At 60.0% G+C, this 17,116-nt stretch carries 19 protein-coding genes; 7 read left to right on the forward strand and 12 right to left on the reverse strand.

Annotated elements, in window-relative coordinates:
* Nucleotides 1–34: 34 nt before the first annotated feature.
* Both KHO23_RS14130 and KHO23_RS14135 read left to right on the forward strand, forming a co-directional pair.
* Nucleotides 35–418 carry a tautomerase family protein gene (locus KHO23_RS14130; protein WP_211611849.1) on the forward strand — a complete coding sequence of 128 codons (384 nt, stop codon included), beginning with the start codon at nucleotides 35–37 and terminating at the stop codon, nucleotides 416–418.
* Nucleotides 419–510: 92 nt separating this feature from the next.
* On the forward strand, nucleotides 511–1,347 hold the full coding sequence (locus KHO23_RS14135) for a TOBE domain-containing protein (protein ID WP_211611850.1): 837 nt from the start codon (nucleotides 511–513) through the stop codon (nucleotides 1,345–1,347).
* On the opposite strand, the gene KHO23_RS14140 is transcribed toward KHO23_RS14135, so the two are convergent.
* The 4 genes from KHO23_RS14140 to KHO23_RS14155 form a co-directional block, all read right to left on the reverse strand.
* Entirely contained in the window at nucleotides 1,310–2,026 is a 717-nt protein-coding gene (locus tag KHO23_RS14140) for a sulfate/molybdate ABC transporter ATP-binding protein (RefSeq protein WP_211611851.1), read from the reverse strand. The two genes, KHO23_RS14135 and KHO23_RS14140, sit on opposite strands and share 38 nt — an antisense overlap.
* 1 nt (nucleotide 2,027) lies before the next feature.
* Nucleotides 2,028–2,702 carry a molybdate ABC transporter permease subunit gene (gene modB, locus KHO23_RS14145; protein ID WP_211611852.1) on the reverse strand — a complete coding sequence of 225 codons (675 nt, stop codon included), beginning with the start codon at nucleotides 2,700–2,702 and terminating at the stop codon, nucleotides 2,028–2,030.
* 18 nt (nucleotides 2,703–2,720) lie between these two features.
* A complete protein-coding gene (gene modA / locus KHO23_RS14150) occupies nucleotides 2,721–3,494 on the reverse strand; it encodes a molybdate ABC transporter substrate-binding protein (RefSeq protein WP_211611853.1) in 774 nt (257 codons plus the stop codon).
* A gap of 169 nt (nucleotides 3,495–3,663) precedes the next feature.
* Nucleotides 3,664–4,365: a phosphatase PAP2 family protein gene (locus KHO23_RS14155; protein ID WP_211611854.1), complete on the reverse strand. Its 702-nt coding sequence runs from the start codon at nucleotides 4,363–4,365 to the stop codon at nucleotides 3,664–3,666.
* Nucleotides 4,366–4,723: 358 nt separating this feature from the next.
* Between KHO23_RS14155 and KHO23_RS14160 the strand changes: the two genes are divergently transcribed.
* Both KHO23_RS14160 and KHO23_RS14165 read left to right on the forward strand, forming a co-directional pair.
* Entirely contained in the window at nucleotides 4,724–5,920 is a 1,197-nt protein-coding gene (locus KHO23_RS14160; RefSeq protein ID WP_211611855.1) for an extracellular catalytic domain type 1 short-chain-length polyhydroxyalkanoate depolymerase, read from the forward strand.
* Nucleotides 5,921–6,027: 107 nt separating this feature from the next.
* Entirely contained in the window at nucleotides 6,028–6,204 is a 177-nt protein-coding gene (locus tag KHO23_RS14165; RefSeq protein ID WP_120293517.1) for a DUF3563 family protein, read from the forward strand.
* Between the two features lie 290 nt (nucleotides 6,205–6,494).
* Here KHO23_RS14165 and KHO23_RS14170 read toward each other — a convergent pair whose 3' ends face one another.
* The 6 genes from KHO23_RS14170 to KHO23_RS14195 form a co-directional block, all read right to left on the reverse strand.
* On the reverse strand, nucleotides 6,495–6,683 hold the full coding sequence (locus tag KHO23_RS14170; RefSeq protein WP_211611856.1) for a hypothetical protein: 189 nt from the start codon (nucleotides 6,681–6,683) through the stop codon (nucleotides 6,495–6,497).
* A gap of 73 nt (nucleotides 6,684–6,756) precedes the next feature.
* Entirely contained in the window at nucleotides 6,757–7,176 is a 420-nt protein-coding gene (locus tag KHO23_RS14175; RefSeq protein ID WP_211611857.1) for an organic hydroperoxide resistance protein, read from the reverse strand.
* Between the two features lie 169 nt (nucleotides 7,177–7,345).
* Entirely contained in the window at nucleotides 7,346–7,798 is a 453-nt protein-coding gene (locus KHO23_RS14180) for a MarR family winged helix-turn-helix transcriptional regulator (protein WP_211611858.1), read from the reverse strand.
* Nucleotides 7,799–7,982: 184 nt separating this feature from the next.
* On the reverse strand, nucleotides 7,983–8,789 hold the full coding sequence (locus KHO23_RS14185) for a BPSS1780 family membrane protein (RefSeq protein ID WP_211611859.1): 807 nt from the start codon (nucleotides 8,787–8,789) through the stop codon (nucleotides 7,983–7,985).
* Complete coding sequence (locus KHO23_RS14190; protein WP_211611860.1) at nucleotides 8,780–9,775, reverse strand: homoserine kinase; 996 nt, start codon at nucleotides 9,773–9,775, stop codon at nucleotides 8,780–8,782. Before KHO23_RS14190 ends, KHO23_RS14185 begins: the two co-directional genes overlap by 10 nt.
* A gap of 160 nt (nucleotides 9,776–9,935) precedes the next feature.
* Nucleotides 9,936–10,331 carry a hypothetical protein gene (locus KHO23_RS14195; protein WP_211611861.1) on the reverse strand — a complete coding sequence of 132 codons (396 nt, stop codon included), beginning with the start codon at nucleotides 10,329–10,331 and terminating at the stop codon, nucleotides 9,936–9,938.
* 200 nt (nucleotides 10,332–10,531) lie between these two features.
* On the opposite strand from KHO23_RS14195, the gene KHO23_RS14200 reads away from it, so the two are divergent.
* The 3 genes from KHO23_RS14200 to KHO23_RS14210 all read left to right on the forward strand — a co-directional run bounded on the left by KHO23_RS14200 (nucleotide 10,532) and on the right by KHO23_RS14210 (nucleotide 15,355).
* On the forward strand, nucleotides 10,532–12,058 hold the full coding sequence (locus KHO23_RS14200; RefSeq protein WP_211611862.1) for an AMP nucleosidase: 1,527 nt from the start codon (nucleotides 10,532–10,534) through the stop codon (nucleotides 12,056–12,058).
* Between the two features lie 550 nt (nucleotides 12,059–12,608).
* On the forward strand, nucleotides 12,609–14,891 hold the full coding sequence (locus KHO23_RS14205) for a M23 family metallopeptidase (protein ID WP_236066840.1): 2,283 nt from the start codon (nucleotides 12,609–12,611) through the stop codon (nucleotides 14,889–14,891).
* Nucleotides 14,888–15,355: a hypothetical protein gene (locus KHO23_RS14210; RefSeq protein ID WP_211611864.1), complete on the forward strand. Its 468-nt coding sequence runs from the start codon at nucleotides 14,888–14,890 to the stop codon at nucleotides 15,353–15,355. The genes KHO23_RS14205 and KHO23_RS14210 overlap by 4 nt, the downstream gene beginning before the upstream one ends.
* A 611-nt stretch (nucleotides 15,356–15,966) precedes the next feature.
* Here KHO23_RS14210 and KHO23_RS14215 read toward each other — a convergent pair.
* Both KHO23_RS14215 and KHO23_RS14220 read right to left on the reverse strand, forming a co-directional pair.
* Nucleotides 15,967–16,497, reverse strand: a complete 531-nt coding sequence (locus KHO23_RS14215) for a chromate transporter (protein WP_211611865.1) — start codon at nucleotides 16,495–16,497, stop codon at nucleotides 15,967–15,969.
* The gene (locus KHO23_RS14220; protein ID WP_211611866.1) at nucleotides 16,494–17,063 is read right to left on the reverse strand and encodes a chromate transporter; all 570 of its coding nucleotides are present in this window, start codon (nucleotides 17,061–17,063) and stop codon (nucleotides 16,494–16,496) included. Before KHO23_RS14220 ends, KHO23_RS14215 begins: the two co-directional genes overlap by 4 nt.
* Nucleotides 17,064–17,116: the final 53 nt, after the last annotated feature.

Genomic DNA, 17,116 nt, shown 5'->3' on the forward strand with positions numbered 1-17,116 from the left:
GTTTACCCAATCACTGCAACCAAGGAGTTTCATCATGCCGCTCACTCGAATTGCATTGCGCGCCGGCAAGCCGGTGGAATACCGGAAGGCGCTGACGGACAGTATTCAGCGTTCGCTGGTGGACACGTTCAATGTGCCGAAAGACGACATCTTCATGCTGATCACTGAGCACGAAGCTGGCAATTTTGTCTACGACAGGCAGTATCTGAACATCGAGCGCAGCGACGATTTCGTGGTGATTCAGATCACGGTGACCAATTCGCGCACACTCGAACAAAAGAAGGCGCTGTACAAGCGCCTGGCGGATGAACTGGCGGAGTCGCCGGGACTGCGACGAGAGGATGTGTTCATCAATCTCGTCGAGGTGCTGAAGGAGAACTGGTCGTTCGGAAACGGAATCGCTCAGTACGCGGTTTAAGGTCGGCGGCGCGGGATGTGGGCAGCCGTTGAGCGGCGCTGCGTCGCTATAATGATTCGCTGTCCTTTCCTCGCATATCGACCCTTGCCGCCATGACATCCGACCGCATCGATCCGTCTCACGAAACCCTTGAACTCGGCGGCTCCCTCTGGTTTAAGGCGGGCGCGCAAACCCTCGGCGGCGCCGCGCGCATCGCGCTGCTCGCGGCGATCGGCGAGACCGGCTCCATTACCAGCGCGGCGAAAGCCGTAGGCATGAGCTACAAGGGCGCGTGGGATGCCGTCGACACGATGAACAACCTCGCCGGCGAACCGCTCGTCGTGCGCTCGACCGGCGGCAAAGGCGGTGGCGGCACAACGCTCACGCCGCGCGCGGTGAAGCTGATCGAGACGTTTCGGGCGGTCGAACGCGAGCATCGGCGTTTTCTCGAACGCGCGGGCGCGGCGATCGAGGGCTTCGCGACGGACTGGGATCTGATTGGCCGCATCGGCGTGAAAACGAGCGCGCGCAATCAGCTTTATGGAACCGTGTCGGCGATCACGCGCGGAACAGTCAACGACGAAGTGTCGCTGACGCTGCCGGGCGGCCATACGATCGTCGCGGTCGTCACGCATGAAAGCACCGAGACGCTGGGGCTCGCGAAGGGAGAGGCGGCGTTCGCGTTGATCAAGGCGTCGTGGGTGGTGCTGCTCGTGGAGAACGAAAGCGGCGCGCCGCTGAAACTGTCCGCGCGCAATCAGTTGCGCGGCACCGTGCTGAGCGTGAAGCGCGGGGCGGTCAACGCGGAGGTGTCGTTGGTGCTGGACGGCGGCGCGGTGATCACCGCGGTCGTCACGAACGAAAGCGTCGATACGCTCGGCCTTATGGAAGGCGGAACCGCCGTCGCGGCATTCAAGGCGTCGAGCGTGATTCTTGGGGTGAAGGACTGAATACGTTACGGCTGTTTTCGCGCACGCAGCCATCGCTAACCTGCACGACCTGATCGCCGAAGGCGGCGACGTCGTCGGGATCGTGCGTGATCAAGACCATCGGAATATCGAGCCGCGTTTGCAGGTCTGACAGCTCGCGCCGCATACGCTGACGCAACGCGCTATCGAGCGCGGAAAACGGCTCGTCGAGCAACAGCAGCCGGGGTTGCGCGACCAGCGCCCGCGCCAGCGCCACGCGCTGCTTCTGTCCGCCCGAAAGCTGCGCCGGATGATTACCCGCCACGCTTTTCAACTCGAGCGCATCGAGCCAGTAATCGACTTGCGGGTGCGAGATCCGCGCGCGCGGATTGAACCACCCCTGCTGCAACCCGAAGCCAATGTTCTGCCGCACGTTCAGATGCGGAAACAGCGCGTAGTCCTGAAACAGATACGCGATCTTGCGCGCCTGCGGTTTTTGATCGACGCCACGCACGCTGTCGAATAAAGCGTTGCCGTGCAGCGTGATCGCCCCTTCGTCGGGGCGCAGCAAACCCGCGATGGCTTGCAGCGTCAAGCTCTTTCCTGCTCCGGATGGCCCGAACAGCACGACGCGCTGCGTGATCGCCTTGAACGAGACGTCGAGCGTGAAACGGCGCTCGGCGCTCTCGAAGGTCTTGCGGATGTCGACGGCGAGCGGCATATCAGCGGGACGACAAAAGCGTGTGCTGCGGCACCAGACGGCCCGCGAGCAACAGGATCACGACACACGTCACCGAAGTCACGAGCACGAGGAAATTAGCGGTGCTGTCGTCGCCGGCCTGCACGGCCGAATAAACCGCGACTGAAAGCGTCTGCGTGCGTCCTGGCAAGTTGCCCGCAATCATCAGCGTCGCGCCGAATTCGCCGAGCGCCCGCGCAAATGCCAGCAATCCGCCGGCGAGAATGCCGCGGGCGGCGAGCGGCAGCGTCACGCGAAAGAAGACGGCCGTTTCGCTGACGCCGAGCGTGCGCGCGGCCCGCTCGAGCTGCGGATCGACCGCTTCGAAGGCGGCGCGCGCCGACTTCAGCACGAGCGGAAACGCCACCACCGTCGACGCGATCACCGCACCCTGCCAGGTGAACACTAACTGGATATCGAAGCGGTCGAGCCACGCGCCGATCACGCCGCGTCGGCCCAGCAGGACAAGCAGGTAGTAGCCGAGCACGGTGGGCGGCATCACGAGCGGCAACATGAGCAGCGAATCGATCACGTCGCGCGCGCCCGAGCGCCAGCGCGACAAACCGAAGCCGGCCGCGACGCCGAACACCAGATTGAGCGCGGTGGCCCAGCCCGCGACTTTCAACGACAGAAGGAGCGGAATCCAGGCCTGTTGCATGAGCGTGCCGGTCCTGGATTAGTGTGCGGGCTTGAAGCCGTACTTCGCGAGCACGGCCTGGCCGGCCGGAGAGAGCACGAAGCCCATAAAGGCCTGCGCATCGGCCGCGTGACGGCTGCCTTCGACCTGCGCGATCGGATAGGTGATCGGCGTTTGCGTCGGCACGTTCATCGCGACCTTGACCTTGTCCGGCATAACGGCGGCGTCGGTGCTGAACACGAAGCCGGCGTCGACTTCGCCACGTGACACGTAGTCGAGGCTCTGGCGTACGTTCGATGCCAGCACGGCCTTCGCGCTAACCGCGTCCCACACGCCCGCGGCCTGTAGCGCGCCTTGCGCGTAGCGCCCGATTGGCACCGAAGCCGGATCACCATAAGCGACGCGCTTCACATTCGCCGACGCCAGATCGTTCAGCGAGGCCGGTGCGAAATGGCTGTCGGCCGGCACGATCAGCACCAGCGAATTGGCGGCGAAGTCCTTGCGCGTGGCGGGAACGATCACTTTTTCCGCGGCGGCCTTGTCCATCGCTTTCTGATCCGCGGAGGCGAATACGTCGGCGGGCGCACCCTTGGCGATTTGCTGCATCAGCACGTCGGACGCGCCGAAGTTCAGCAGGACCTTGGTGCCGGGATGCTGCTGTTCGAAGACCTCGCTCACTGCTTTGAACGCGTTGGTCAGGCTGGCGGCAGCGGAGACCACCAGTTCGTCGGCACGTGCGTTGGCGCTGACGGCAACGGAGAGGGCGCTGGCGATGAACAGCGCATGTTTCGCAAGGCGGAGGGACAGGGTCATGAAGACTTGAGTGTCCGGCGTGGACCGGAACGGTGGGTTAAAACGCTATCGTAATATATGAAAGGTTATAACGGTACCCATGACGATTATTCAACTGCGCGCATGAGGTGGCGCGTGGATCGGCGGGTGTGGACTTCAGTTGCCGGAAGGGCAATCGGTTGAGTGTGCTTCAGACGTCCGGCGAGTGCGGCGGCGTCAGCGTGTTGAGCGTTTGCGACAGCGGCGCCGTGGCGGGATGTACGTCACGCACGGCCCTCCACTTGGCTCGGATGAACGGCCGCTCGTGGCCGGACACCTTCAGCGCGATATGCGTGACCCAGCGTTGCGTCGGCACGTGCACGCCGTGCATCAGCACCGCGAGGACCATCAGACTCGCGGTGACGGGCAACGCCGACAGCCGGCCCGGCTCGAGATTCCACGCCATGCGCACAAAGACCAGCGCCGCCAGCGCGCCGACCAGGCAGCCGGTGACGGCTTCGGACGGTGAGTGCGCGCTCAGCACGACGCGCGACAAGCCGACCGCGATGCCCGCGGCGAGGCCCAGTATGACGCCCAGCAGACGAATTGCCGGACGCGCCGGCAGCAGCATCAGGAACAGCGCGACCGGATAGACGGCGGTAGAGAGCATGGCGTGACCGCTGACACCGGTGAAATCCAATTCGCGTACGCCGACGCCCCAGCCGAGAAAGGCCAGCTTGGTCACGGTCACAATGCCGATGGCAGCACCGAGCAGCAGCAACCAGCCGGCAGCCATGCGCCACGTGTAGCCGACCGCCAGCCAGAGTGCGATGGCGAACGCGAGCGGCAGCGTCATACCGGCGCCGCCGAGGCTGGTGATCGAGTACCACAGATGGGCAGGTAAATCGGGCATGGCAAAAAGCGCGACCAAGGCCGCGTAGAATCGGGTTGGTAGTGGTTTAACGCGCGAACGGCGTGAATCGCCGACGCCGCAAAGACGTGTTCCGAAATTATTTACCCGCCAGTATAGACGGGTGCTTCGGACCAGGCTTGCCACGCGTCAGGCTTTTTGTGACGGGACGTTGGCTGGCGAACAAGCTTTGCAATGATTTGACGTTGTTGCTGCTGCAAGGTTCGCCGGGCGGAAAAATCGGTGCTCGACAGGGGCTCAGGCTTCCAGCATCGCATGAGGAATGGTGTTATTGTGCATTGCACAACAAAGCGTCGTTCTATCGAGCGTCACCTGTCCCTTTTTGCGAGGTTACCCGCCGATGGCAAAAAGTCTATCGAAAATCTGGCTGCGCGGTCTCAAGCGGTTGCTCGCCATTCAAACCGAGCACGCCCACGCAACCACCAAGCGTGCTCCCACGCGGCCGGCACGCGCTGCGACCAGTAAGCCTTCGGCCAAGGTCCGTCCTGTCAAGCCGGTGGCCGCGCTGCGCGGATCCGCGAAACGCGAGGCGCCGCGCGCCGCGCCACGGGAGTCGCGGGTTCGTCCGCGCGCTTCGGCCTGGGCGAGCGGTTCATGGACGCGCTCGTTCCATTCGGCGCCTGTCTCGCCGGGGCGGCTCGTCAACCACCTTCAGTACGGTTTGTATATCCCGACCGGCCATGCACACGAGGCGATGCCGCTGGTGGTGATGCTGCACGGCTGCACCCAGTCGATTGAGGAATTCGCGGAAGGCACGCGGATGAATGTGCTCGCGGACCGGTTCGGCTTCGCCGTGGTTTATCCGGAACAGTCGAAGCATGTGCATTCGCATCGCTGCTGGCATTGGTACGACGCCGGCGATAACGCGGGCGGCGCTGAGGCGCGTGCGGTCGTCTCGCTGGTGGATTCGCTGCTTGCCGAGCACGGCTTTGACAGCGAGCGTGTGTATGTCGCCGGAATCTCCGCCGGCGCCGGGCTGACCGCGCTTCTGGCCGCCAACTATCCGGAGCATTTCGCTGCGGTCGCGCTGCATTCCGGCCCCGCTTTCGGGGAGGCGCGCTCCGGCATTACCGCCATGGACGTCATGAGGCGCGGCACACGACGCGAGCCCGCCGAGTTAGTCGACGAACTCGTTAATGTGGCGGATTACCCCGGCATGCCGGCCATCATTCTCCATGGCGACGCCGACCATGTGGTCGCGCCGGTCAATGCGGACCAGTTGGCGGAGCAGTTTCTCCGCCTGAACCGGATCGTCGACGAGAAAGGCGTGCGCAAATCGGGTGAGGTCAAGGAAGAGCGCAAGGGAGGCGTGGTGATGCGTGACTATGTGCGCGGCGGACGGCGCGTGGTGCGCCTGTGCCGCGTGCAAGGTCTCGCGCACGCCTGGAGCGGCGGTGACGACGCTGTACCGTTCCACTCCGCCAAAGGTCCCGACGCAAGCTCTATGGTGTGGGAATTCTTCCGGCACCAGCGCCGCACGGGCACCGGTCGTATCGCTGAAAGCACCGTCACAGAAGCCTCGGCGGACGAACGGTGAACTTGGAACAACACCTCGAAATGAGTGATAGCGTAATCCTAGGGTTTTCCCTATAATGCGGGTTATCCCCTAGGCGTTAACGCCTAAACTCATTGTCGAGGTTGACCATGTATCTGCTTAGCCGCCTGTTTCTGTTCCTGACCAAATCGCCCGATCAACTCGCGAAAGAACGCGCTGACGCTTTCCTCGCAGAAGCAACCGATCTGTACGATCTGGAATTCCGTATGCGCAAGCTGGATCGTGAGGCGACCACCCGCCATCCGTCGTGGATGACCCAGCACTAAGCTGCGCGAGTTGTTTGAAGCATCGGCGCGTATTGAAGAACGCCGGTGCTTGGGGGCGTGCCCAGGCGATCAGCGCCAAAACACGAGTAGCGACGGCAAACGGCGCTTCTTACAGTATTCCCAGACACTCCGATCACAACAACGTGAGCGGGTACTTACTTGCCGAAAAGGGCAAGCGTACGCTGCCGCGCCTCGTCGTGATCGACGATTGGTGCAGGACAATCCTTGCCCAATATCCCGCCGCATTCCTCTCGATCCCCTTTCCGCACCCGGCAGCCACGGCGCTCGCATCAGATGCGCTCGAATTGCTTGAGCGCATGGTATAGCGGGGCGTTGTCCATGCTGTACAGTTCGTGGCGAACCCAGACCAGACCGCTATCGAAGGCGTCGTCGAGGCGCTGAACGCGTCTCATCGGAATCCCACATTGCGTGCCGAGCCCGTAAAACGGTGCAGCGCCCATCCCCGTTTTGCAGGGCATGGGCGCTGTTTCAGGTGCCGCGATTTTGCCGTGCGGCGTCAACTATTCATCCACCAGCCGTTCAGGCGGCGGCTTACGCGATTTGCAGACGCACCGCGACGTTGTTGCGCGTAGCGTTCGAGTACGGGCAGACCTGATGCGCTGCGTCGACCAGTTCCTTGGCTGCGTCGGCAGCGAGGCCCGGCAATGAGACGCGCAGATCGATGTCGAGCGCGAAGCCGCCGTTGTCGTTCGGGCCGATACCCACTTCTGCCGTCACTTGCGTGTCAGCCGGCAAAGTTTGCTTGTGCTGGCCGGCGACGAATTTCATCGCGCTCAGGAAACATGCCGAGTAGCCGGCTGCAAAGAGTTGTTCCGGGTTTGTGCCCGCTGCGCCGTTGCCGCCCAGTTCACGCGGTGCTGCCAGCTTCACGTCCAGCGCGTTGTCCGACGATACTGAACGGCCGTCACGGCCACCGGTGCTGGTTGCGCTTGCTTTGTAGAGGATGTTCATGGTGATGCTCCATTGTCTCGGTTATCAGGGATTGCATGCTTGCCGCTGCTTGTCCGCCCTTCTGGCGGAGCCGTATCGAAGCGGCATGTGATAAAGATAGTGCACAAATCATTTGTGTGCAAATGAATTTTTGTATCAGATCGATAGCGTGCGTTTTCAAGCGGGCCGGCTAGTGGCCCATGTAGTCGTTGAGGGTGGCGCGCAGGCGCGTCAGATCGTCGCGCAGACGGAGCAGGAATTCCGGCGTCTGCTGGGTCGCGCAGAAGATCTCTGCCGGCACTTCGCGCGCCTGGCGCTTCAGGGCGGTGCCCGCTTTGGTGAGCCGAATGTAGACGAGCCGCTCATCTTCGATACCGCGTACCCGTTCCAGGTATCCCTGCGCTTCGAGACGTTTGAGCAGCGGCGTGACCGTTGCCGAGTCGAGATTCAACCGCGCGGCGAGGTCCTTGACCGTGACGTCGTCGGCTTCCCAGAGCACCAGCATCGCCAGATATTGCGGATACGTGAGGCCGAGCTTGTCGAGCAACGGCTTGTACGCTTTCGTCATTGCAAGCGAGGTCGAATAGAGCGCAAAGCAGAGTTGCTCGTCGAGCGTGAAGGGCAAGGCGGGGCGCTGGGTCATGGTGCATCTCGCATAAAAAGAGCGTGCAAATCGATTGCGCGCAAACTATTGTGCCGCAAATCGGGGCAGGTTGACGAGTACGGCTGGGATTTGACGAAGCAGCGGGCGGCGTGGCGCGCCCTGAGACGGAACTACGGCAGAACTACGGCCGGGCGCCAGAAAAGCGCCCGCGCCTGGACAGCGTTCAGGCCGCCGGGGTGGTCGGCAGGTCCGGTGCTTCGGGCGTTTGCACGCCGAAACAGCCGCGATAGGTCGCGTAGAACGAGCAATACAGCATGGTCGTGACGATCATCGTGGCGGGCATCAGAATCGCGAACGCGAAATCGGCCGCGCCCAGCGCCTGCATCAGTGCGGTCAGTCCGAACGAGACCGTTGTCGCCACCGCGAACCACAGTGCGCCGAACACGATGAACGCGCCGCGATTACGCCAGCAACTGACGACGCTGAAGAACATCGCCTTGATGGGCGGCACGTCGTGCCACGCGGTAAGAATCGGCGAGAACCAGAAAATCATCGCGACCGGAATATAGAACGCGAACGCGGCGATCACCGCCAGCGGGATATTGCTGTTGGCGATCGCGTCCTGATCCACTGTGGTAATACCGAGCATGACCTTCAGCAGCATGCCGCCGTCGGCGAGTGCCGAGCCGGCCAGCACCAACGCCATTGCGACGACGTACAGCACGCCCAGCAGCAACAGACGTTTGGCGACCGCCGGGCCGTAGGAGTGAAAACCGTCCACCAGAATGGTCGGGAACACGGGCTTGCCCGCGATGGTATTGCGGCACGCCGCCATAAAGCCCACCGCGACGCCCGGAATGAAAGCCAGCGGCAGCACGCCGCCAATGATCGGAATCTGCGCCGCCAGCGTCATGACCAGCAGATAGGTGAAAAAAAGCGTTAGAAACGCGAGCGGGTTCTTGCGGAACAGCCAGATACCCTGCCGGAACCAGACATAGCCGGTCTTCGCGGGGACTTCGATCAGTTGCATGAGGTATGAATGCCTGGAAGTGCAACGCCGGTCAGGCGTTCGCGCAGGATGCGCTCGAAATGGCCGGGGTCGTGCGGTTTGAGTAGCTCGGCCGCGCGCGGCAAATGAAAATCATACAGGCGCGAGACCCAGAAGCGGTAGGCGCCTGCACGCAGCATGTCGCCCCAATGGCGGTTTTCTTCGACGGTGAACGGGCGCACGGTCTGGTAGGCGCGCAGCATGGCTTCGGTGCGCGCTTCGTCCAGTTTGCCGCTTGCGAGGTCGACGCACCAGTCGTTAACCGTTACCGCGACGTCGAACAGCCACTTGTCGCAGCCGGCGAAATAGAAGTCGAAGAAGCCGCCCAGGCGTACCTCGTGGCCGGTTTCCGGCGCGGCACGCGCGAACAGCACGTTGTCGCGGAACAGGTCGGCGTGGCAGGGGCCTTCGGGCAGCGCGGCGTAATCCGCCGACGCGAAGAACGTCTCCTGATGCGCCAGTTCGGACGACAGCAAGTCGCGTTGCGCGCCCGCGATGAACGGCAGGATGGTCGGCACGGTTTCTTTCCACCACGGCAGGCTGCGCAGATTCGGCTGATAGCGTGTGTAAGCGCGTCCCGCCAGATGCATGCGCGCGAGCATTTGGCCAACCTCGACGCAGTGCTCGACTTGCGGCGCCAACTCCGGCACGCCTTCGAGCTTGGTCACGATGGCCGCGGGCTTGCCGTGCAGCGTGCCGAACAGCGCGCCGTCTTCGCGTGGCATGGGGTCCGGCACCGGCACGCGGTGCGCGGCCAGATGCTGCATCAGATCGAGATAGAACGGCAATTGCCCGGCCGTCAGCTTTTCGAAAATCGTGAGGACGTATTCGCCGCGCGTCGTCGTCAGAAAGAAGTTGCTGTTCTCAATACCGGACGGGATGCCGCGAAACTCGACGACTTCGCCGAGATCGTAGTGACGCATCCATTCTGCTAGTTGGGGTTCGGTGACAGCGGTGAAGACAGCCATGCGGGAAACGTCGGATCAGGTTAGTCGGGCTGGCGCGATGCGACCAGTGCGAGATGTGGGGTACTGAAAATCGGCAAGCAGGCTGAAAACCCGGGGCGACGCCCGCGGGCCGCACAGATCCAGGGGAGCGGCTTACGCCGCGCCGCCACCCCGGCATGCATCAATAAGTCAGATTCACGGACGGCAAACGCGTGCTCGCGCGGCCGTTGTCGCGCACCGTGGGCGACGTGTCGAGCGGCGCGCTCATCTGATAGCGCGTGCCGAGATTCGAGTGCACGTTGATTTCAACGGGCTTGCCTTTGTCGCGGTATTCGGTGATTTCGGTGCCGTTGGCGCTGCGTTCGTAGAAGCTTGGCGTACGCGGGACATTGATTTCGACCTTCGAGCTGACCTCGGCGGCCGGACGATTGATCTTCGCCAGGTCTGGCAGGCCAGCCCGTTCATTGGCGGACTGGGGCGCGCCGGCGGGCGGAGTGTCATCGACAGGCTGGGCAGCCATCGCGGCGTTGCCAAAGGCGAGGGCCAGTGCAACGGCGACGGGAAGGAGCGGCTTCATGGTGATTCTCCAATATGGTGCCCCGATTCTAGCAAATCCAGCCTTGCCTACGGGCGCGATCGCCTTATTTTGCGCCGCTTTCGCGCGACGTGCGCGCAATCTTGCGGGCGCTGTCGGGGCAGTTGTGATAGGCGCGCCGAGGTCATTTGGTGATCACGGGTTCCGTGGTAATGTCATCTCATCAATAGGGGCGAATGAAGATGAACAACGATATCAATCAACGCGCGGTGCAGACTCCCGCCAACAGCTTCCCAACCGAATCCTTTGACGACGCGACCGAGGCCGTCACGCGTTTGTCGGCGATCTACGAAGCGAACACCTCGTTCCTGCGCGACGCCTTCGCGCGCTACCGCCGCAACGAATTGTTCGAGCGCCGGGTGCGCGCCTGCTACCCGTTCGTCAGCGTGCGCACCGAAGTCAACACGCACATCGATTCGCGCCGCTCGTACGGTTTCGTTGCGGGCCCGGGCGTGTTCGAGACAACCGTCACGCGGCCCGATCTGTTCGGCAACTACTATCGTGAGCAATTGCGTCTGCTGACGAAGAACCATCATGTGAAAATCGAAGTCGGCGTGTCTGAACAGCCGATTCCGATTCACTTTGCCTTTGCCGAAGGCATCCACCTCGAAGGCGATCTGGATCGCGAACGCCTGTTCCTGATGCGCGACGTGTTCGACACGCCGGACCTGGCGCTGCTCGACGATCGCATCGTCAACGGCACGTATGAGCCGCCGCCGGGCGAGCCGCATCCGCTTGCGCTGTTCACGGCGGCGCGGGTGGATTTCTCGCTGCATCGGCTGAAGCACTACACGGCGACCTCGCCCACGCATTGCCAGAACTACGTGCTGTACACGAACTACCAGTTCTATATCGACGAGTTCGTCAAACTCGGCCGCACGATGATGGCCCATACCGACGACGAAGAACTGCGTGCCTATCGCAGCGAATACACGTCGTTCGTCGAACCGGGCGACGTGATCACGTACAACGAAAATCTCGGCGAGCAGGCGCAGGAAGGCACGGCGCCGCCGCGTCTGCCGCAGATGCCTGCGTATCACCTGAAGCGTGCAGACGGCAGCGGCATCACGATGGTCAACATCGGCGTCGGGCCGTCGAACGCGAAGACGATCACGGACCACATCGCCGTGCTGCGTCCGCATGCGTGGATCATGCTCGGCCACTGCGCGGGTCTGCGCAATACGCAGCGATTGGGCGACTACGTGCTGGCGCACGGCTATGTGCGCGAAGATCATGTGCTCGACGACGATTTGCCGCTGTGGGTGCCGATTCCCGCACTTGCCGAAGTGCAGGTGGCGTTGGAACGCGCGGTTGCGCAGGTCACACAACTGGATGGCGTCGAGTTGAAGCGCGTGATGCGCACGGGCACGGTGGCGAGTGTGGATAACCGTAACTGGGAACTGCGCGATCACCGCGAACCGGTGCAGCGGCTGTCGCAAAGTCGAGCGGTTGCGCTCGACATGGAAAGCGCGACGATCGCCGCCAATGGGTTCCGCTTCCGCGTGCCTTACGGCACGTTGTTATGTGTGTCGGACAAGCCTTTGCATGGCGAATTGAAACTGCCCGGCATGGCGGATCAGTTCTATCGCGCGCAGGTGGATCAGCATCTGCAAATCGGTGTGAAAGCGATGGAGCTGTTGCGGATGAATGGGCTGCATCGTTTGCATAGCCGTAAGTTGCGGAGTTTCGCGGAGGTGGCGTTTCAGTAAGCGGCGGTTTGGCAAAATCCCGCTGCGAGTGGACCGGCCATCTGGAGGGTTGTGGCTGCTCGGGAGAAAATTCGGACTTCTCTTATATGCGCGAGCCGGGACAATAGGTAGCGTCGAAGGTCACATTAAAAGAGTCGGATCGGATGATGTCGAGCGAATCGGCATCACCCGATCCGACTACAAGAGACCGGAGATGCCCCGATGCAGACCAAGGTTAGGACAATTGCAGATCTGAAGTACGGCCGGCGGGAATACTCCCGCGTCTTCGTAGCTGAGGTCGTTTTCCGTTCCGCGACAGTGAGCTGTAAGCTGCCGCAATGGCCCGACGAGGGTGTTCGAGTCAGCTTTGCAACCTGTTCCGCAAACTTTCCGTTATCAGTTGGGAATAAGGGCGGTTGCGGCATGGATGTTAGCTCAGACGTCCTGTTGGCAGCCCATCCGGCTAGCCGTTTGAGGGCTTCCGAATCGAGTCACTTGGAGCGCTGAGACTATGATAATCAGCCCTCCCTTCTTGCCCGAAACGCACGACGCCAACTCGACCGACCCCGTGATGGATGCGATTGATCGTTATGAAATGGCGCACGGTATCTATCCGGTTGCGTTCGATCGTCGCTGGCATCCCGGCATGCATCTAACACCGAGAATGCAGAACGAAAAAATTCGCGCGATCGCTGACGGCGAGGTCGTGGCGTATCGGGTGTGCCAACATGCCTTCGACGGCGGCGGCGGAGTACGGGACAGCAATGCGGGTTTCGTACTACTCAAACATACCACCGAGACAGGCGAAGGTCGTAAGCTGACGTTCTATTCGCTCTACATGCACTTGCTGGAACTCGATGGTTATAACGACCACGGAGTTCACTCAGACGTTTTACCGTCATTCTTGCGGGCGCCCTCGCCCGGACCCAATATGCAGCCGCCTGTCGTCGCTCCAGCTCAGGCCGGCGGCGACCGTAGAGTCTATCGGAAGGATATCCTCGGATTGACGGGACGATGCCACGGCCAGCAGCACTTGCACTTCGAAATCTTCATGACGAAACCGGATTTCGACGCGTATTTTGGGCATAGCCAATTAGGCGAGGAACAGGTTGCCACCCCTGCTACCGGGGACTATTGGGGCAACAGCTATTACGTCATTCCACCCCAACAGCAGTTCCTGCGATTGCCGGTGGGTGCGGACGCACACCACAAACTCAACGGTATCCGATTCGACGAATTGCGTGCTGGGCGCAATGCCGGCACGCTGTATGTCGAGACATGGTTTCACAAAGGCTCGAAATTCACCAAGGTGTGGCGCGACGCGGGGGCGGCGCGGTTCGAACTGCTGACCGCAGAACCGATTCGTGAGCCTGACTACGAATATAACCTGTATAGCCGGGCGAGCGCCTTATACCCGGGCTGTCCGAGTGACGGCTACGAGATGCTGCGCTTCGGGCGTGTGCTTAGTGCACCCGTAACGTTGCCGGAAGCGGCACGTACTACTTGGATGCGAGTTGCCTTTGCAGCGGGGCAGGAAGGGTATGTCGACATTAACAATCAGGGCATTTTGAAATTGTCAGACGCTGATTTCCCGTTCTTCAAGGGTTGGAAAAAGATCAGAGAAGGCGGCGGGCCATTCAATGCGGACGGGCTGTGCGACATCGATGCCTTGAAGAAAATATTGCAAGATGCGAAGGATCACGAGACACCGCAGGAAGCAGCGCAAACTGAGGAATACCAGAAGGAAGATGCGCTCGTTCGCTACGTGAAGACGACTGAGGGCGTGCGCGAACAGTTGCGTGGCTTTGTATGTGAAGCGCCGAGCGAATGGGACAGCACGCAAAACGAAGATCGCTTCCGGAAATTGAAAGACTCCGGCGAGTTCTACGATGGCAATGACGCCGGTTACACGAAATTTCTCCGCCTACTGACGTCTTTTCAGTTCTGGGATCACACGGGATTGCCTGCCGGCGGGAAGCTTTGGTTTTTTCATCCGACTGCGTTTATCCGACATTTCAGGAGGTGTGGATGGCTCTCCAAAAATGAGATCGCACAGTGCATCCCTCGCAAGATCCTGAAACTGCAAGGCCGTCAATTCGTTCCTGTGACGAATCAATGGCCTGCGGCGTTTCAGCAAGGAAAGGCATGGCATATCGACCTTAATCTGTCGATGAGAAAGTATCTTGTGGCTTCGACCATGCAGAGGGTCACTCACTTTTTGGCCCAATTAATGGAGGAGTCGGGATTTCTTCGGCTCGTCCGGGAGATTGGCGGGGAGCAGAGGAGCTACAGTCCGTATTTTGGGCGAGGTTTGATTCAGCTTACAAATCTTCCAAATTACGAAAAATATGGTGTTTATAGAAAATTTCCGATTGATAATGCGTCCGCGGCATCTGATTTCCATGCGCTTCGTTGGAATCCCAATGTTCTAATAGCACAAGATAATATCTCATTTAATCGTGCGAATTGTGCCGATAGTGCCGGACTCTACTGGGTATGTCCAGTCATGACAGCCGTTGGGAAGAACTCTCTGAAAACATCGGATTTGGGTATCGATGTTGCTAACGTTGTTGACTCATCGAAATCGACAAATGGGAATGTGGTTAATGAAAAAATAAATGGTTTGGAGTGCAGGCTGCAGTCTTTTATTTATATAAAATACATTCTCCTTGACTTGATCAAGTCAGATGCTACCGAGAGACTGTCGTTTGTTTGGCGCCGAAATTCAGAGCAGGAGCCCATCCTTAATCCTGACGGCACGCCCATGTTGGATCCGCATACGCATAGGCCTAAGAAAAAATTTTACCCGATAGTGCATACCATACAGGTCTCTTTGGAGAGGCAGAGCCCATGAGACGGCTTCTAATAGTTTTAGCATTGACTGTCTGCGTACCTGCTCAGGCCTGCGGATCATTCTCACTCAAGCACCGTCTTGCGTCCAAGCTGTTTTCCGATACGGATATGCGGCTTTTCGTTTGTGGAAGTGATAAGTGCTCAACCGATAAATTTTATCATGGCTTGAAATTTCGCGCATATTCTGAATCTTTTCGTGGCGGCCCTCTGAATATTTGTCTCGTTGATCCGATAAAGATCGCGCGAAACTCTTACACTGGTGTCTTTGCTGGTTTGCGAGGAAACCTTCACTTCCAATTAATTTCGTTCGGCACGGGAGTAGAAGTTGGTCATGACGTAGGTGGCGTGCCAGTTCTGACTGAGCACGATGCATATGATCCGTCGACAGGACACCAATCGGGTGCAGTATATGTTTGGAATGGAGCAGGTTTCGTTTTTGAAATGGATATTGATGCAGATCATTGAAAAATAAGAGCGACGTGTATCGGTGGCGGCGGGAAAATGTTGAGAAATATATTATTTAATATTTTATAAATGTTATTTTGTTGTGATACTTTGGCGTCGAGCAGGCGGGTAGGATTTTCGCCTGGTGATGGCGTAGAGGTGGCGTTAAAAGTGGAGGGAAAATCGATTTTTTATAGGATTCATGGAGCTAATTTCACCCGTAGCGGGGAAATAGCCGTCGATTCGGAGAGAAAGATAAATATAAAAGTTGAGAATTCTAATCTTGATAGGAAAAAGTATTTTTCGGTATGGTATGTCGATGATGGGATGGGGGGGCTACACAATCCACAGAATTTTTCTGTACTCAAAAAAGAGGTGGGCGTTTGTGGAGTATTTTCCAAGCTGTGGCGATGAGTTTATTGAGTTAAAGGTGGATAGAAAAAGAGGCAGTTGATTAGCACATACTTCGAAGACAATGTGTCGAAGTCTTGCATAACTTGCCTGCCGAAGAAAGTGCAATGAGCCGCCCATCATCTGCCCGTCAGTCAGCGTCGGGCAGCGCTTTCCGACCCCGCTAGGCTCAAAGAGAGCTCTTCTCGCCAAAGTAACGACGCCGTGCTTGGCGGAAAATTTCAGAACTGCCCAAACCCCGTCAGCCCAATCAAGCTCCCCGCCGCCAGCAGCCACAGCGGATGAATGCGCGTTTTCAACGCCAGCACAGCGGTAAAAGCGGTGATCGCCCATGCAATCGCCGTCGGGTTCGACGCTTCGGCGATCAGGGCCGCGCTCGCCGCAACAATGCCGGCCGTCACCGGCACCAGGCCCATTTGCGCGTAACGCCGCCACGGACGGTCCTTGAATCGATCCCACGCATGCAGCGCAAGAATCGTCACGAGCGAAGACGGTCCGAACTTCGCCACCGAAGTCACCAGCATCCCGGCCCAACCCGCCACGTGCCAGCCGACCAGCGTCACGATCATCAGATTTGGCCCAGGCGCCGCTTGTGCGAGCGCGAACAGTGCGCTGAATTCACTGGCCGGCATCCAGTGATGCACATCCACCACCTGACGCTGCATCTCCGGAAGAATCGTGTTGCCGCCACCGAACGCCAGCAGCGAAAGCTGACTGAAAATGATCGCAAGGGAAACGAGTGTGTCGTTCATCGTGCGGCCCTCGACGCGATGTAAATGCTGAGCGGCGTGAGTACCAGCATCGTAGGCAGAAGCGGTAGGCGCATGACCGCGATCGCGATGAAACCGAGCGCCGCGATGAGCGCGGCCATGGGTTTGTCCCGTAACGGCAGCAGGATTTTCACGGCCATCGAGATCAGCAGGCCGGACGCCGCCGCAGCGAGACCGGCAAACAGATGGCGGACGTGCGGGTCGTTTTGCGTGTGCTCATACAGCACGCCAAGTCCGATCACGACCATCGACGGCCCCGCGATCAATCCGAGCAAGCCGGCCAGCGCGCCCGGCACGCCGCGAAAGCGCATCCCGATCGCCACAGAAAGATTGATTACATTGCCGCCCGGCAAGAATTGGCAAAGGCTGAGCAGATCGGTGAATTCCGCGCCGGTCAGCCAGCGCCGCTGTTCGACCACGGCGCGGCGCGCCAGCGGCAGTGCGCCGCCGAACGAGATCAGCCCGAGCCCGAGAAAGCCGCCAAAAATTTCCCGCAATGTGGGCGTGGGCGCGAGAGCGGCCCCGGCCGAGGTGAGATCGTGATCCATATCGCTAAGCTTCCCGTTCAAGCCCAGAAGGTTAGCGCCGAACCGACGGTGAG

The sequence above is a fragment of the Paraburkholderia haematera genome, assembly GCF_905220975.1.
Lineage (GTDB): Bacteria > Pseudomonadota > Gammaproteobacteria > Burkholderiales > Burkholderiaceae > Paraburkholderia > Paraburkholderia haematera.

Coding starts and splice junctions, on each gene's coding strand:
- KHO23_RS14130 (WP_211611849.1), top strand. CDS start 35: ATGCCGCTCACTCGAATTGCATTGCGCGCCGGCAAGCCGGTGGAATAC.
- KHO23_RS14135 (WP_211611850.1), top strand. CDS start 511: ATGACATCCGACCGCATCGATCCGTCTCACGAAACCCTTGAACTCGGC.
- KHO23_RS14140 (WP_211611851.1), bottom strand. CDS start 2,026: ATGCCGCTCGCCGTCGACATCCGCAAGACCTTCGAGAGCGCCGAGCGC.
- modB (WP_211611852.1), bottom strand. CDS start 2,702: ATGCAACAGGCCTGGATTCCGCTCCTTCTGTCGTTGAAAGTCGCGGGC.
- modA (WP_211611853.1), bottom strand. CDS start 3,494: ATGACCCTGTCCCTCCGCCTTGCGAAACATGCGCTGTTCATCGCCAGC.
- KHO23_RS14155 (WP_211611854.1), bottom strand. CDS start 4,365: ATGCCCGATTTACCTGCCCATCTGTGGTACTCGATCACCAGCCTCGGC.
- KHO23_RS14160 (WP_211611855.1), top strand. CDS start 4,724: ATGGCAAAAAGTCTATCGAAAATCTGGCTGCGCGGTCTCAAGCGGTTG.
- KHO23_RS14165 (WP_120293517.1), top strand. CDS start 6,028: ATGTATCTGCTTAGCCGCCTGTTTCTGTTCCTGACCAAATCGCCCGAT.
- KHO23_RS14170 (WP_211611856.1), bottom strand. CDS start 6,683: ATGCCCTGCAAAACGGGGATGGGCGCTGCACCGTTTTACGGGCTCGGC.
- KHO23_RS14175 (WP_211611857.1), bottom strand. CDS start 7,176: ATGAACATCCTCTACAAAGCAAGCGCAACCAGCACCGGTGGCCGTGAC.
- KHO23_RS14180 (WP_211611858.1), bottom strand. CDS start 7,798: ATGACCCAGCGCCCCGCCTTGCCCTTCACGCTCGACGAGCAACTCTGC.
- KHO23_RS14185 (WP_211611859.1), bottom strand. CDS start 8,789: ATGCAACTGATCGAAGTCCCCGCGAAGACCGGCTATGTCTGGTTCCGG.
- KHO23_RS14190 (WP_211611860.1), bottom strand. CDS start 9,775: ATGGCTGTCTTCACCGCTGTCACCGAACCCCAACTAGCAGAATGGATG.
- KHO23_RS14195 (WP_211611861.1), bottom strand. CDS start 10,331: ATGAAGCCGCTCCTTCCCGTCGCCGTTGCACTGGCCCTCGCCTTTGGC.
- KHO23_RS14200 (WP_211611862.1), top strand. CDS start 10,532: ATGAACAACGATATCAATCAACGCGCGGTGCAGACTCCCGCCAACAGC.
- KHO23_RS14205 (WP_236066840.1), top strand. CDS start 12,609: ATGGATGCGATTGATCGTTATGAAATGGCGCACGGTATCTATCCGGTT.
- KHO23_RS14210 (WP_211611864.1), top strand. CDS start 14,888: ATGAGACGGCTTCTAATAGTTTTAGCATTGACTGTCTGCGTACCTGCT.
- KHO23_RS14215 (WP_211611865.1), bottom strand. CDS start 16,497: ATGAACGACACACTCGTTTCCCTTGCGATCATTTTCAGTCAGCTTTCG.
- KHO23_RS14220 (WP_211611866.1), bottom strand. CDS start 17,063: ATGGATCACGATCTCACCTCGGCCGGGGCCGCTCTCGCGCCCACGCCC.